Here is a 14441-nt window from a genome sequence, read left to right as displayed (position 1 = left end):
TTCCCCGCGACCCGATCCGCCGCGCAGCCCTGGCCTCCACAGCCCCTTCTAGTCTAGATAGGCACCCCGTTGATGGTTTCCGGGGGACGCTGCATTCCAAGGAGAGTTCGCAGCGCCCCGGTGCGGGCCCATGGGCCTTCTTCCGGAGGATCGCTCATCGGCCGGACCCACCTCTCCACGAAGCTCAGAAGGATCGCCGATCGCGGATGGGGAGAGGCGTTGAAGCCCGAACGGTGCCACGTTGCCGCTGCCATGACCAGCAGGGAGCCAGGCTCGGCGTCGAATACCACCTGGCCATTGATCTGCTGTGGGTCCGGCGGCGACTTCCTTGTGTGAGAACTGGGAACCAGCTCAGTCGCGCCATTGGCGGCATGGAACGGACTCAGCGGCAGCACGCATTGCAGCCCCAGGAGTGATCCCGACACGGGTGCTGGCATCTCGTTGTACGGATAGTCGATGTGCCAGCCATCGACGGGCTGCTGCGGGTGGACGACGTTCAGACTGAAGTCGGAGAGGAGATGGTGCTCGCCCAGAAGCTCGTCCAAGACGGCCGTAAGAGCGGGGTTGGCCAGCAGGTCCACGAACGGTTCACCGTGACGGAACAGGTCCCACACTCGCGTGGACTTGGGGTAGTGATTCGCATGCACTCCAGATACGAGGCGGTTCACGTGGTCTTGGAGCCGCGCTGTGGCCGGCCCTGTGAGGAAGCCCGGCCAGATCGCATAGCCCTGCGCCCGCACATCAGCCGAGACGTGGGCCGGATACTCGGGGAGCGTCATTGCTGCGATGTCCTCCTCGACTGTGCTCGCAGTTCGATGGCCGTACCACGATGGTCGTGGTGCGAGACGTCAACGAGCGTCACGCCTGACGCGAGGAGCCCCAATACCTGGGTAACGAACCCGTCCACATCGCTGTCGGCCCGACGGATGTCAAAGCTGGTGACATGGTCCAGTTCCGGTTCGACAGTGGGTTCCACGCAAGCTCCAGGTTTCTTCACGACTGCTCCAGGAGGCGCTGGGCAACGCGAGCGATGGCCTCTTCAGAGGTGAGCAGCGTGACCGGCTGTGTACCCAGCCACTCCGCCAGCCCTTGCAGGTAGTGCTTGACAGAGTCGTCGTCATCGGCCAGGTGGGACAAATCCAAGATCGCGCAGGCGGTTTCCTGGCGCGCGGCTGTCCGTGCTATTCGGCGGAGGTTCGCGTCGAGGCTTCCTTCGCGCGCCACGATGTGTTCGGCGGCCAACACCCCCAACGAAGGAACCGCAGGTGCGAGCTCAATCCAGCGTGTGATCGCCCGCGGTACGGGACCCGGCGTGATGGCCAACCTGGCCCCGCGGTCGATGAACTCCTGAGGCGGAACGGCCGGGGGCTCAACCCCTGGCAGAGCCACGATGCCCGCTCGGTCGCGAGGGCGTGACACGGTCTCCGAAGCAAGGCCGTCGGCATCAGCCGCCGAGGTTCCGTCGAGCAGCTGCACATTCTTCAGCGGCAACGGAAGCATGCCACGGAGGCCCGCCACATCGCGGCCCTCCCCGAAGGTCAACGCGAGCATGAGCTGACGCTGCGGCACCCTCGGCCTCACAGGATGGGCCAAGTCTTCGATGGCCTCCAAGGTCTGGAAGAGCCCCTCGTGGTTCGCCTCGGGACGCTCTGTACGCGGGAGGCGGTCAAGAGCTTCCCGGACCAGCTGTTCAAGTACGTCGGGGTCGGCAGTGGAGGTTGCGCCACCATACTGGTCGACGACTCGACTAGCGTGTTCGTCGAGTCCTTCGAGGAAGGACACGTCAGGCACGAGCACCAGGTGGGCCTGCCCGCTCAGGGCCTCAGAGAGCGCGTTGTTCCCGGGCTTGATGACTGCCACGCGGGCTGCCGCAAGGAGCGCCGCCAGACGCGGCTCGTAGCGGCGTACCGTGACGTTCGCTGTTTCGCTCAGGGGCCTGCCGGCGTAGTACGGGCCGGTAACGAAGACGAAGCGGGCGCGGTGGCCTGTTGCGAGCAGTCGTTCCGCGACCTGAGCACAGGCGCTAAAGAGCCGGTCCCCGTAGCCGTCGGGCATCTGGTCGCCGCCCGCGCCGCCGTTCACGACGACCAGCGGCTCGCCGTGAGGTGCGTACTCGGCTCGCGTTCGCGCGATCTCCTCAGGCGTGGGCGTGTAGCTCAGGTTACCGACGAAGGAGAAACGGCCGCTCCACTCGACTGCGGCGGCGGATTCTCCGCTGTGGCCCTCGAGGGCAAAGTCTGCGCGGCTCTGGGCAATGAGGACCTTGTCGAAGGCCACGAACCTGCCCTGGCTGCGCAGGTGGTCGAAGGAGGCCCCGTCGAGGCGGCGCATGACCAGTAGCCGCGGACGGTCGGCGAGAGAAGGAAGACCAAGGTAGCGCGGGTCCGGGTAGGTGTCCTCGACCACCACGGCGGGGTCGAGCTTGTCCAAGAGCCGATCGAGGATCGCGGTGTACGCATCCTCGGCGACAGCCGAGGAAACCCGGTGCAGCAGCGGAAAGTTGACGACGTCCACCGGAGTGTTCTTGAAGAGGCTCAGGGAACTCGCCTGGCTGATGATCACCGGCTTCAGACGGCCCCTTTTCTGCATGGCCTCGGCGATCAGAACAGCGCGCCTGAGATGGCCAAAGCCGATGCCGTTCTTCACCAGCAGCGCAACGGTCTTCACGAGGCTCCTCCCAATCTCTGCGGGCCTACCTGCGGGCGAGTACGGCGTACAAGAGCGGGATACGGGGCTCGCTTGCCGGGAGCTGCCACCAGCCCTCCGGAGTGGACTCCATCCGGTGCCATCGGCGCCAAGGCAGCTGGTGAGTCTCACGCAGGGCCTCGACACGCAGGCCGGCTCCGATCACAGCGTTGATCACGTCGTCCAGCCCGTGCATCCACTCGAAGAACTCCGTGGAACCCTCCAGGGCGGGACCATCGGTATACGTGTGGGTGGACTCGCGCTGGATCGCGCCATTGGCCAAGTAGTCGTGCCCGATCACCAGCTCCTCGGCCTCGTAGTTGTGACCGACGAGGTCGGGGCCGTCACCTCTGTGCGGCTTTGGGCGCAGAGCGTTGAGGAGGGGATGGAATTCAGCGATGTAGAGCTTGCCGCCGGGGCGCAGGAGTTGCGTGATTGCCTTGGCCCAGGCGTCCAGGTCTGGGAGATAGTACAGAGCGCCCTTACCTGTGTAGATGATGTCGAACTGGCGGCCCTCGAAGACGCGCGGGGCGTCGTAGACGTTGGCGTGCACGTACTCGACGGGGATCGCGGCGCGAGTAGCGAGGTCCCGGGCCGCAGTGATTGCGTCGCCGGAGATGTCCAGGCCGACGGTGCGGGCTCCACGTTGGGTGAAGGCGATCGTCTCAGTGCCCAAGTGGCACTGCAGATGGAGCACGTCGAGGCCGTTCAGCTCTCCGAGGTCGACCCACTCGAAGGGGGCGAACCAGCGGGACGGGTCGGGAGTCTTCCCTTCCTCGAGGCCGTAGTACCGACTGGCGATGTGGACGGATGTTCGCGCGTCCCAGTTCAACTCGTTGACGCGCATCATGTCCTGGTGCTCGGGGGCGAGTCCTCCTGCTGCCTCAGTCATGCAGTTATCGAAGCACCGAGGCATACGATTCGCGCATCACAGTGGTGATATCACTCCAGCAATAGACGTCAGACCCCCATGAGGTCATCCTCGGTCGGAAGTTACCCGCCCGGGCCAAACAGGCCTGAGAGCGGGTGCTCGCAGGAGTTGAATCAACAACTTCCGAAGAGGGAAGCGCCACCGCTTGAAGGAAAGTGGCCTTCTCACGTGCTCGTGTCCAAGTCCGAACATCTCGCTGGGCCGGGAGAAGAGGCACAACATGACCACGCTGACGCGCCGCTGGTTCCCTAGGCGAATGCCGGACGACACGCGAGTTCGCCAGATTTACGGCTTCTGTTTCGACAGTGCCGGCCGCGTGTTGTTGGGCGACGAGAGTGAAGAGGGCGCTCAGTGCACATTGCCCGGAGGGGCCCCAACGTGGGACGGATTTGACTGCCTCGCCGCTTTGACCAGGGAGTGCCGGGAGAAGTACGGGGTCAGCATTACCAGGCCCATCTATCTCGGTTACTGGAAGGTTTTGGGTCAGAGCCCTGAACTGCCCGATGCCGAGTTGTTCCTCGCTGCGAGGGTCACCACTTTCCACCGCACGAGCGTGGCCCCGACGGCTCACCGATTGCCGGACAGGCTGCTGTCCCCGATTTCTGAGGTCGCCGACAGGCTTGGCTGGAGTGAGGATGGCCCGATTCAAGTGGCTGGCTCAGTAGCAACCAGCGTCTTCGGCCTGAACCCGTCCACCGCAAGACAGACGCTGCGGCGTGCGTAGGGCTCGCTGGAAGTAAGGAAAATTCTGAGGTCGTCCGGACAAGGCCGTACCAATCAGGGCCCCAACCGGCGATATCCCGCCGAGCCACTAAGCGACCCTCGCGGCCGTCGCCAACTCGTCGGAGCCGTGACAGATGCAGATATACGGGAGTGTGCAAGGCCGTGATGCAGTTGAAGCGAAGGGAGAGTTCATGAGGGCCTGGCCGCCGAGCCTCAATCCCCATGAGAGCGGGATCCGAAAGGTGAGCGAACACCCCGAGCATGGAATCCTGGTCCTTGCCTACGGTCACAAGCGGTATCACCGCCAAGCGCACACGCTTGCCCTCTCCTTGCAGCGGCACTCACCCGGGCTACACCGCACACTGGTCACAGACGATGGCAACTGTCGTGCTGCCGAGATGTACGACGACGTAATCGAGATGGGTGCGGCGCAGTCGGATGACTGCCGACAGAAGCTGTACCTCGACAGGTACGCGCCCTACCCGTCAACGCTCTATTTGGACGCCGACGCGATCGCTGTACGCCCCGTCGAGCCGGTCTTCGACCTCTTCGACGCATCCGACATCGGAGTTGTCGGCCGCGACATCACCCCAACCGAGGAGAGCGCCTGGTACGGCGACGTCGCCTCAATGTGCGTCAAGGCAAACTCAACCTGGCTGCCCAAGTGCAACAGCGGGCTCATGCTCATACGGCCCTCGGATACAACGCGAAAGGTCTTCGATCGAGCCCGCCAACTCGCCAATGACTACGACGAATTAGGGCTTCATCCCTTCCGGCGTGGAATCGCCGATGAGCCCCTTCTCGCCATGGCACTGGCCGAGAGCGGCATCCACGCACAAGACCTCACCGCGATCACGTCCGCAACCCCCATCGGCATCAGCGGCCCACTCCAACTTGACGTACTCAACGGGGAATGCGCCTTCGCCAAGAACGGCACGAAAGTAGCGCCCGTACTCATTCACTTCGCCGCCGACTACAGCTCGGACTACCGGCTCGCCGGCGCCCCCTACCGACGCGAACGATGCGCCCTTCGGCTGGCACAGCACAGGCACATCACCGACACGACCGCTCGGATCATCGCTGACCTCCGGTACGGGCTCCAGTGCGCCGCCTTCAACACCTGGATCCGCATAGCAGGTCGCGCTCCACGTGACCCCTCCGGCGTCTTCGACGAACCGCGGCGGCGCAGCACTAGCCCTATGGCGATCAGCGGCACGAAGCAGCCCTCAGCCCAGGAGAAGACCACGTGAAGCAGACAGGTCAACCCATAGGCACCGTGCAGAACACCAGCACGGGAGATCCAACCTTCAGGATCTCCTTCCTCTTCCACAAGGACCTCGCGCTGCTCAGCGAGACCCTCCCGCGCTGCCTGGACGCCCTGACCCGGCACACCCAGGAGACCTACGAAGTGGTGCTGCACTGCGACGGAACCCCACCCGAAACCATCGCCCGACTAACGGACAATCTCGACCAATGGGGAGTCGACGAACTGCGCGTCCGTCGTCGCGACAGGTTCGTACCCTCCGGCGACGCATCGAACAACGGGCATCGCAGATTCTTCGACCTGCGCTCTCCGTACCTCATCGTCATCGAAGACGACGTGGTCATGTACCGCACCGACCCGTCCTTCGATCCCCTGGCCACCTGCCGACGCCTCTTCGAGCGCCACCCGCACGTGCCCGTGCTGAGCAAGGTGAGCGACTACGACCAATGGTCGTGGAAGCTCGAAGACAAGGGGGACGAGATCGAGCCGGGAGTACGCTCAGTGAACCGGCTGTCCACCCACTTCATCGCCTACGACGTGCAACGCTTCACCCCCGTTGCCAACCGGTTCGGCGCCTTCGACCTCGACGTTTTCATCGATCGGCACGACCTCAGCTACAACTGGGAAGACCTCGTGTCGCACGTGGGCACCACAGGCAGCCGCCAAATCGCCTTCCCTGAGAGCTGGCCCGTCGAGATCTTCCACTGTGACCGCAAAGTCGAGCCGGGTTCGATGTACCACACCCAGGACCCCGAGACGAAGGCGCACGTCCTGGCCGAACTGGAACAACAGTTCCGCCCCGCAGTGGACACGAGCGAGGGAGCGGCGGCATGACGTCAGCTCCGCAGACTGCCCGACCGGTACGCCCGTACGCCGAGCGGCTGGCGCAGTGGCGTACGGCCATGGAAGCAAATCGGCGCATCTCCGACCGTTTCCGTAACCGGTACTCCATCGTCCTCACACAGATGGAAGCCGCCGCTGCCCCAAAGGACGTGGCAGCGGCGCGGGAACTCGCCGACCGCCATCCGCACCACGCTGTCAGTGCCCTGGCAGGAGCTAGCACCATCGCACCGACCGAGACGAAGAGCCCACTGTCCTTCAGCGGCGACGAGGACCTGGTGAACGTCCTCCAAGAGCTGTTCACGACCACGGCGGAACTGGAAGCCTTCCTGGCCAGGCAGGCCCCTCTGGCGCAAACCGCGGTCCCCATCCACCCCTCCCGCCAGGCGCGGCTCATCCAGGCGGACGGGCCACTGCCGTACGACCTGGTGGCGCTTGTATGGCCTTTCACGTCCGTGGGCACCAGGCGCACCAACGAGGCGCTGATCGCTGGCCTCCTCCCGCAGACTGCCGGCGACGGCCAGCTGCAGTTCACCGTTCAACGCTCATACGCGCTCGTCCAGGCACGCCACGACACAGATCCCTGGGCGTTCTCTCAGAACCTCGGCATCACGCTCGAGGACCAGCTGCGCTCGGGCAACCTCACGCCGACTGAACGGCACCACGTCGTCACCGCCCTACGGGATTTGCGGCGGGCCATGCTGGCTGCGGGCCAGATCTGGCAGGGATTCGCCCCGAGGAACATGTTCCTCCACAACGGCGTGATCGTCCTCATCGACTTCGAGGAAGTCGTCGACACCGCAAGTGCGCCGGCCCGAGCATCCGAGTGCCTGCTGTGGCACCGCATCTTCTTCGCGGACAGCCTGACCCCCGGCGAGGCGGAAGAGATCTTCGCAAACGACGACGGAGCGCCTCAGATTCCTGATTCTCTCGCACTGCCCGCCGACCCCTTCGAGAAGGCGCTGCTTGCCGTCGAGTCTGTTACCTGGGGGCAACGCCGCGACCTTCTGATGCAGTCGCTCCGTCTCGAAGGCCGCCACAACCGCCCTGAGCGGGCACGCGACAACGGAACCTTCTACGGGCACGAACTGGGCCACTTCTGGGGTGACTTCCTGCCGGTCGCCCAGGAGGTCCGCCTCTTCAAGCAGCTGTCCCGGCTCGAAGACGAAGCGACCCTGGTCGGATGCCTCGAAGCGTTCGAGGCGGCCATGGAAGCGGACATCTGCCGCACCATCCGTCTGGCTTCCCCGGCCGATGACCGCCCTGCGATGCGCACCGATAGCCTCATCGAGGTCCTGGACGCCACTGGCACGGCCGCCCTGGCCGAAGCACGCCACAGCACCGAGGACTGGTACGAGCGTCTGGACACCGACCCTGCGCGCCTGGTCGACGACCTGCTGTTCCACCTGGGCACGCATGTCGACGGTGTGACGCAGGAAGCCAAAGACACATACCTGGTCGGAAGCCTCGAAGCGCGCGACAAGCACCAAGCCGACCTCATAGAGACCCTGCGGTCTGGGCTGGACTTCCTGCACGGCCGTGAGCCGGAACAGCCCTTCCTGCGCTACGCCGACCCATCCGCGTTGAGGAAGTCGATCGCGCAGCCGCTCCCACAGCATGGCACCGGCTTCGGACAGGTCCTCGCCGAAGTCAATGACGTTGTCGCCCGCTACTCGATCGGGCAGGGCCACCCCCGGTATCTCGCATTCCCCGACTCCGGCAATGCCCTGGCTGCCCTCGCCGGCCACGTCCTCAGCCCGCTGCTCAATCAGAACCTCATCGCGGTCGACCGCAGCGCCCCCTCAGCGACCTTCGTAGAAGCCCAGGTTATCGAGTGGCTGCGCGAGTTGATCGGCTATCCGACGGTACCGCTGACCGAACTCCGCGGCGTCAAGGACGTCTCTGGCCTATGGACAACCGGCGGTCACCTGTCGAACCACATCGCCATGCTCGCCGCCCTCGGGCACACATTCCCGCAGGCACGCAAGAACGGCCTTCGCGCACTCGACACCCAGCCCTCCGTCGTAATGGCCGGTCCGATCGCTCACTACTCCCACAGCGACTCCGCCTTCCACCTCGGCCTTGGCTGGGACGCCGTTCTCTCCGTCGATGCCAAGGACGGCTTCACCACCGACCCGAAGGCCGTCGACAAGCTGCTGTCCAACCCGCCCTCCGGACGCACCCCGTTCATGGTGGTCGGCGTCGCGGGCAACTGCCGCACCACAGGCCTGGACGACCTCCAAGAGTTGGCCGACGTGTGCCGCAAGCACGGCGTCTGGTTCCACGTCGACGCCTGCCACGGAGGCAGCCTCATCTTCAATGAACGCTTGAAGCAGCAGCACCTGCGCGGAATCGAGCAGGCCGACTCCGTGTCCCTCGACCCACACAAGGGCCTCTTCACCCCCTACCCCTCCTCCTACGTGCTCTTCCGGCAGCGGGAAGTCCTGACCCAGTTCAGCCGCCACGAGAAGACCGTCATGGAGGACGACTGCTGGGACCTCGGGCTGATCACACCCTTTCTCGGGTCGCGAGGCTTCGAGAGCCTGCCGACCTGGATGCTTCTCCGTCACGTAGGCACAGACACGCTGGGTGCCCTCGTCGAGTCACGCCAGGCCCTAGTGCGATACCTGGAACGGCGGCTCGACGAGACCGGGCTGTTCATCCGGCTCAACGACGTCGACTTCTACCGGTTGGCGTTCGTGTTCTGCCCTCCCGCCGTACGGCGAGCCGTCGCAACGCTGGATCCGGCAGGCAAGAAGCGCGCGGCGAAGATCATCAGCTCCTACACCTCCCGCGTCAACACCGCCCTGTACCAGGCCGGCGAGGTCTGCTTCGACGAGCACTCCCTGGCCGACCTCGCCGACCGTGTCGGCGCAGGACGAGGCACTAGCTACACGATCATGGCCGCATGTCCGGGTAACCCGCTGCTCACCCAACGCGATCTCGACGTGGCCGTGGAACGGCTGGTCGACGAGGCGCTGCCGCTCGTCCAGGCCATGCTCACGGAGATATTCGGCAACACCACCCCCAACGCTCCACGTCTGAGCGGCCCGGCCGGTTGGAACGACGCCGAATGACCATCACAGTCACGGCAGCGATCGACCAGTACCTCCACGACACGTGCCCGCATGCCATCGGCGTGTTCATCTACGGGTCCGTCGCGACCAGCCGGGCCGGTCCCGGCAGCGATATCGACTGCTTCGTACTGCTCGCCGAACCCGAGACCGCCGAGACGGCGACCCGACTGCGATCCGGGTTCGCCGAACTACAAAGCCGCCTCGGCTACACACCGGACCCCGACTACCCGATCGAACTGTTCACCCTCCAGCAGTGTCAGGAGGCCCTCGACAGCAGCAGCGTTCGCCAAGCCGTTCAGCAGGCTCAGGCACGCGGGCACGTAGACCCCGAGCTGGCCGCTTCAGACGAGGCGGAGGTGCTGCGCGCCCTACTCGGGACACGCCTCACCGTACGCGCCTGCCCCCAGCTCGACGAGCTGACTGACCACGCCAAGCAGGTCGTCGCACAGCAACTGGGCATCCCGGGATCACCAGCCGAGCGCAGGGCGCTTCAGGCGCTCGGGGTCCGCAACCGCAGTTGAACTACACAAGGGAAGGACGATCCGTTGACCACGGAAGAATTCGCATGGAAGGCCGCGCCGGGACTGCCGCTTCCGGCAGACAACCACGTCCACACGGAGTGGTCCTGGGACGCCTCGACAGCGGTGATGGAGAAGGCCTGCGAAGAGGCCATACGCCTCGGCCTGCCGGCCATCTCCTTCACCGACCACGCCGACTTCACCACGTGGGCATTCCCTGGGGAGAAGGAAGACTCCTCCATCGTCCGTGTCATCGACACACACGCAACCAGCGGCCTGTTCGACTCGGACGGGTACTGGGAGTGCCTCGAACGCTGCCGCGACCGCTACCCGGATCTCAAGATCCTGTCCGGGATGGAGCTCGGTGAGCCCCACATGTTCAAGGACGAGATCGGCGCGCTGCTGGAGCGTAGGACCTTTGACCGGCTCCTTGGCTCGCTGCACTCGCTGGTCGTCGACGGACAGATCCACTATGCGCCGTTCCTCTTCACGCCCGACAACGCCCAGGAACTGATGCGCACCTACCTCATCGAGACGCTCAACATGGTGGAAAGCAGCGACGCATTCCAGGTCCTCGCCCACATCGACTACCCGATGCGCGCTTGGCCGAAGGACGCGAAGCCGTTCAACGCGAACGACTACGAAGAGGAGTACCGGGCCGTCCTGCGCGCTCTGGCCCGCTCGGACAGGGCACTCGAAATCAACACCCAAGGCCCCTGGCCCGCGGCAGAGGTTGTGCGCTGGTGGTACGAGGAGGGCGGATCAGCGGTCTCCTTCGGCAGCGACTCCCACGAGCCGGAGACCGTCGGCCGGAACTTCGCCGCAACGGCGGCCATGGTCGAAGCTCATGGCTTCAAGCCGGGCAAGGACCCCATCGACTTCTGGCGTCGATGACCAATCCAGGACAGGAAACGAGGAGACTGCGCGTGCCATCGAAGCCAGCACCGGATCGCCTGGTGCCATCGCCGGTGTTCATCCTCAGCTCGATACGCTCCGGGTCGACGCTTCTGCGGTGCATCCTGGACACTCACAGCAAGATCCGGGCACCGCACGAGTTGCACTTGGCCGATCTCGAAGTCCAGCTCACCAGCCCCTACATCGAATTGGCGATGCAGGCCTCGAACCTGGAGAAGGACGAGATCGAGCACCTGCTCTGGGACCGCATGCTCCACCGCGAACTGGCCTTCACAGGCAAGGACATCGTGGTGGACAAGACCCCCGGTAACCTGCTGCTGTGGCGCAGGCTCGCGACATGCTGGCCGCAAGCCCGGTACATCTTCCTGCTCCGGCATCCCCTGCACATCCTGGAGTCGGCGCTGGCCGGTAGACCCGAGCAAGACCCGGAGCAGACAGAGCAGTTGGTGACCACGTACCTCCAGGAGCTCGATGAAGCCCGCCGCACACTCAAGGGAACCACCGTGCGCTACGAGGACCTCACCGGCGATGCGGAGCAGTTGACCCGGGAGATCTGCACGTACCTCGACGTGCCGTGGGAGCCCGAGATGCTCAACTACGGGAGCGTGGACCACGGCCCGTTCGTGCAGGGGATCGGCGACTTCACCGACAACATCAAGAGTGGCGTCGTCCAGGCCAGCCGCAGCATGCCGACAGACGCAGATGTGCCGGACAGTCTGATGGAAGCCTGCCGCGCCTTCGGGTACCTGGAGGCTCATCGGTGACAACTACGGCAGCCACGGGCCAAGGGCAGGACAACCGCACCACCCCCCTTCAACGACAGGACGCCCGGCAAGAGCAGGCGCGTACCGTCATGAACGCGCTGCAACCGCTCAAGCAGTGGAAGCAGTTCGGCGTGCCGGAGCTGTGCGGAGCGATGTCGTACGGCCTGCTGGTTGCCCCCGACATAGACATCGAGATCTACGGCGCTCTACGTGTCGAATCCGGGTTCGCCCTCGTGTCCGCGTGGGCACAGGACCCGGCCGTCGACAGAGTCCTGTTCCTCAACGCGGTCAACGAGCCAGACGCCGGCCTCGGCTGGGAGGTGCGCTACCGCGTCCACGGCATGCCGTGGACAGTTCAGATGTGGCTGCTACCCGCCGACTACGACGGGCCGCGCTCGGCTGACCTCGTGGAACCCATGCGCGCCGCACTGAGTCCCCACACCCGCAGTGCGATCCTGAGCATCAAGGAATCCCTCGTGGCACGCGGCACCGGGTACCGGTCCATCGATGTCTACCGCGCGGTCCTCGACGACGGTGTTAACGACGTTGAGGAGTACGACCAGTGGTGCCGGTCGTACTCCTCAACGGGATTGCTCAACTGGCGCCCGCTACCTCGCCGGTAGCGGGCGCCCACGCATCACATACGGTCAGGGGCTTCGATACCGAGGAGGCCCAGGCCCAGCTCCAGTGTCCGAGCGGTGATGTCACAGAGAGCCAGGCGGCTCTGCTTGACATCACCCTCGGCGCGCAGGACAGGGCACTTCTCGTAGAAGCTCGTGAACGCCGAAGCCAACCCGTACAGGTAGTTGGCGAGCTTGTGGAACTCGAGCGTCTCGGCAACCTCTGCGAGGAGGCTGCTGAACTCGAGCAACTCCAGAGCAAGCGCACGCTCGGCAGGCTCGGTGATGACCAGCTTCTCTACACCTTGCAGCGGCGTTTCCACGCCAGCGCGGCGGAAGATGGAGCAGATCCGAGCTCGCGCGTACTGCAGGTAGGGGGCGGTGTTGCCTTCGAACGACACCATCCGGTCGACGTCGAAGACGTAGTCCCGCGTGCGATCGGTGGAGAGATCCGCGTACTTGACCGCGCCGATACCGACCGCCTGGGCGACCGCGGCACGGGCATCTTCATCAAGCTCGGGGTTCTTCTCGGCGACTACTGCGGAGGCCCTGACCACGGCCTCTTCGAGGAGGTCCACCAGCTTCACTGACTTACCGGCACGGGTCCGCAGCATCTTGCCGTCGTCGCCGAGGATCGACCCGTGTCCGACGTGCTCGGCGCGGGCGGGGGGAACGAGCCAGCGTGCGTCCCGAGCAACGTCGTAGATCATCGCCAGGTGCTGGTGCTGGGGCAGGCCCACAACGTACAGCAGACGGGTGGCCTGGAGGTTCCGCAGACGGTGCCGGATCGTGGCGAGGTCGGTGGCGCCGTAGCCGAAGCCGCCGTCGCCCTTCTTGACGATGATCGGCAGAGGGTCGCCGCTCCGGTTCTTGTAGCCCTCGGGGAACACGCACTGGGCGCCATCGCTCAGCCGCAGGAGGCCGAGCTCGTCCAGTTCATCCACTACGGACTGAAGCTGGTCGTTGTAGTAGCTCTCGCCGAAGAAGTCGTCTTCGGTCAGCCGGACACCCAGCATGCCGTAGACGGTCATGAAGTACTTCTTCGACTCGTCCACGAGCGTCTTCCACAGACGCAGAGTGGTCTCGTCGCCGCTCTGCAGCAGGACGACCCGCTTGCGGGCCCGGTCCTTGAATGTCACGTCGGCGTCGAACTTGACGCGCGCTGCCCGATAGAAACCGTTCAGGTCACCGACCGACAGCTCGTGCGCGGCCTCGGACTCGCCGATGTCCAGCAGGTGCTCGACGAGCATGCCGAAGGGGGTACCCCACTCGCCGATGTGGTTCTGTCGGATGACGGTGTGCCCCTGCCACTCCAGTAGGCGCACTGCCGCATCGCCGATGATCGTCGAACGCAGATGCCCGACGTGCATCTCCTTGGCTGCGTTCGGGGCGGAGTAGTCGATCGCGATGGTTTCCGGGTTCTTGGCTTGCGGCACACCGAGTCGCTCGTCACCGACCGAGTCGGCGAGGAGGCGTGCGAGCACGTCGTCAGCGAAGGTCAGGTTGATGAAGCCGGGGCCCGAGATCTCGACCGAGGAGCAAAGATCGCCCAGCTCGGCGGCCTCTACTACCCGGCTGGCGATGTCACGCGGGTTGCCGCCGATCTTGCGTACGAGCGCCAAAGCGGCGTCCGACTGGAAGTCAGCACGCTGGGATCGTCGGATGACCGGGTCGACGGGGGCGCCAGCCACCGTCTCGAATGCCGGGGCCAACCTCTGATGCAGCAATTCTTCCAGATTCGCCATTCGAAAAATCTATCCGAGGCGAAAGAACAGTGTCCAATCACAGCGTCCAGGGGCCTAGCAGCACCTGAAGGGCGCATCGCGGGCCCCATTACCCGCACGAATGAAGGCGAGCTTGGAAGCTTGCTGATCAGCCTGTACGAAGAATATGCGGCATTTGTCTCCGGGTACCTCAAGATCGTTTACATCTAAGTTCCCGCAGTCATCAGCCCCCAGGGCCGCCTGCTACAGGGCGGACCTCTCCCTGCCGTGCGGACGTTCGCCCGGAGCTTCGAGATGTTCAGCGAAGGCCTCCGTGAGGTTGGCCAGTCCGCCATCCCCTGCCCGCAGTGGCGCAGCAGGGGTAACCGATCACGCCGGAG

13 protein-coding genes are annotated in these 14441 nt (G+C 64.8%); 8 read left to right on the top strand and 5 right to left on the bottom strand.

Going from position 1 to position 14441, the window contains the following annotated elements:
• Positions 1–53 precede the first annotated feature (53 nt).
• Genes ACQEVG_RS06680 through ACQEVG_RS06665 form a run of 4 tightly spaced genes read right to left on the bottom strand, consistent with a single transcriptional unit; the run spans position 54 to position 3577 of the window.
• On the bottom strand, positions 54–779 hold the full coding sequence (locus tag ACQEVG_RS06680; RefSeq protein ID WP_031477162.1) for a phytanoyl-CoA dioxygenase family protein: 726 nt from the start codon (positions 777–779) through the stop codon (positions 54–56).
• Positions 776–976 (bottom strand): hypothetical protein, encoded by a 201-nt coding sequence (locus tag ACQEVG_RS06675; RefSeq protein ID WP_158751384.1) that lies wholly within the window; start codon positions 974–976, stop codon positions 776–778. Before ACQEVG_RS06675 ends, ACQEVG_RS06680 begins: the two co-directional genes overlap by 4 nt.
• 17 nt (positions 977–993) lie before the next feature.
• Positions 994–2667 carry a hypothetical protein gene (locus tag ACQEVG_RS06670; protein WP_432978451.1) on the bottom strand — a complete coding sequence of 558 codons (1674 nt, stop codon included), beginning with the start codon at positions 2665–2667 and terminating at the stop codon, positions 994–996.
• 25 nt (positions 2668–2692) lie between these two features.
• Entirely contained in the window at positions 2693–3577 is an 885-nt protein-coding gene (locus ACQEVG_RS06665) for a class I SAM-dependent methyltransferase (protein ID WP_432978448.1), read from the bottom strand.
• Between the two features lie 259 nt (positions 3578–3836).
• Here ACQEVG_RS06665 and ACQEVG_RS06660 point away from each other — a divergent pair, with 259 nt between their 5' ends.
• The 8 genes from ACQEVG_RS06660 to ACQEVG_RS06625 all read left to right on the top strand — a co-directional run bounded on the left by ACQEVG_RS06660 (position 3837) and on the right by ACQEVG_RS06625 (position 12340).
• On the top strand, positions 3837–4340 hold the full coding sequence (locus ACQEVG_RS06660) for an NUDIX hydrolase (protein WP_432978445.1): 504 nt from the start codon (positions 3837–3839) through the stop codon (positions 4338–4340).
• Between the two features lie 133 nt (positions 4341–4473).
• A complete protein-coding gene (locus tag ACQEVG_RS06655) occupies positions 4474–5589 on the top strand; it encodes a hypothetical protein (protein WP_432978442.1) in 1116 nt (371 codons plus the stop codon).
• The gene (locus ACQEVG_RS06650; RefSeq protein ID WP_432978439.1) at positions 5586–6437 is read left to right on the top strand and encodes a glycosyltransferase family A protein; all 852 of its coding nucleotides are present in this window, start codon (positions 5586–5588) and stop codon (positions 6435–6437) included. Before ACQEVG_RS06655 ends, ACQEVG_RS06650 begins: the two co-directional genes overlap by 4 nt.
• The gene (locus ACQEVG_RS06645; RefSeq protein ID WP_432978436.1) at positions 6434–9520 is read left to right on the top strand and encodes a pyridoxal-dependent decarboxylase; all 3087 of its coding nucleotides are present in this window, start codon (positions 6434–6436) and stop codon (positions 9518–9520) included. Before ACQEVG_RS06650 ends, ACQEVG_RS06645 begins: the two co-directional genes overlap by 4 nt.
• On the top strand, positions 9517–10041 hold the full coding sequence (locus ACQEVG_RS06640; protein WP_432978433.1) for a nucleotidyltransferase family protein: 525 nt from the start codon (positions 9517–9519) through the stop codon (positions 10039–10041). Before ACQEVG_RS06645 ends, ACQEVG_RS06640 begins: the two co-directional genes overlap by 4 nt.
• A 24-nt stretch (positions 10042–10065) precedes the next feature.
• Positions 10066–10932: a histidinol-phosphatase HisJ family protein gene (locus ACQEVG_RS06635; RefSeq protein WP_432978430.1), complete on the top strand. Its 867-nt coding sequence runs from the start codon at positions 10066–10068 to the stop codon at positions 10930–10932.
• Positions 10933–10964: 32 nt separating this feature from the next.
• Entirely contained in the window at positions 10965–11717 is a 753-nt protein-coding gene (locus ACQEVG_RS06630) for a sulfotransferase family protein (RefSeq protein WP_432978428.1), read from the top strand.
• Between the two features lie 89 nt (positions 11718–11806).
• Entirely contained in the window at positions 11807–12340 is a 534-nt protein-coding gene (locus ACQEVG_RS06625; protein WP_432978425.1) for a hypothetical protein, read from the top strand.
• A gap of 14 nt (positions 12341–12354) precedes the next feature.
• Here the strand turns inward: ACQEVG_RS06625 and argS are convergent, their stop codons facing one another.
• Complete coding sequence (argS, locus tag ACQEVG_RS06620; RefSeq protein ID WP_432978422.1) at positions 12355–14082, bottom strand: arginine--tRNA ligase; 1728 nt, start codon at positions 14080–14082, stop codon at positions 12355–12357.
• Positions 14083–14441 lie beyond the last annotated feature (359 nt).

The sequence above is a fragment of the Streptomyces sp. CA-135486 genome, assembly GCF_050936555.1.
Taxonomy (GTDB): Bacteria; Actinomycetota; Actinomycetes; order Streptomycetales; family Streptomycetaceae; genus Streptomyces.
Note: the sequence above shows the minus strand (reverse complement) of the source record. Positions and strands in the feature narration are given on the sequence as shown.

Bases quoted from the DNA above. Each gene is read 5' to 3' on its own strand.
- ACQEVG_RS06680 (WP_031477162.1), bottom strand. From the start codon at position 779: ATGACGCTCCCCGAGTATCCGGCCCACGTCTCGGCTGATGTGCGGGCG.
- ACQEVG_RS06665 (WP_432978448.1), bottom strand. From the start codon at position 3,577: ATGACTGAGGCAGCAGGAGGACTCGCCCCCGAGCACCAGGACATGATG.
- ACQEVG_RS06660 (WP_432978445.1), top strand. From the start codon at position 3,837: ATGACCACGCTGACGCGCCGCTGGTTCCCTAGGCGAATGCCGGACGAC.
- ACQEVG_RS06655 (WP_432978442.1), top strand. From the start codon at position 4,474: ATGCAGATATACGGGAGTGTGCAAGGCCGTGATGCAGTTGAAGCGAAG.
- ACQEVG_RS06645 (WP_432978436.1), top strand. From the start codon at position 6,434: ATGACGTCAGCTCCGCAGACTGCCCGACCGGTACGCCCGTACGCCGAG.
- ACQEVG_RS06640 (WP_432978433.1), top strand. From the start codon at position 9,517: ATGACCATCACAGTCACGGCAGCGATCGACCAGTACCTCCACGACACG.
- ACQEVG_RS06625 (WP_432978425.1), top strand. From the start codon at position 11,807: ATGAACGCGCTGCAACCGCTCAAGCAGTGGAAGCAGTTCGGCGTGCCG.
- argS (WP_432978422.1), bottom strand. From the start codon at position 14,082: ATGGCGAATCTGGAAGAATTGCTGCATCAGAGGTTGGCCCCGGCATTC.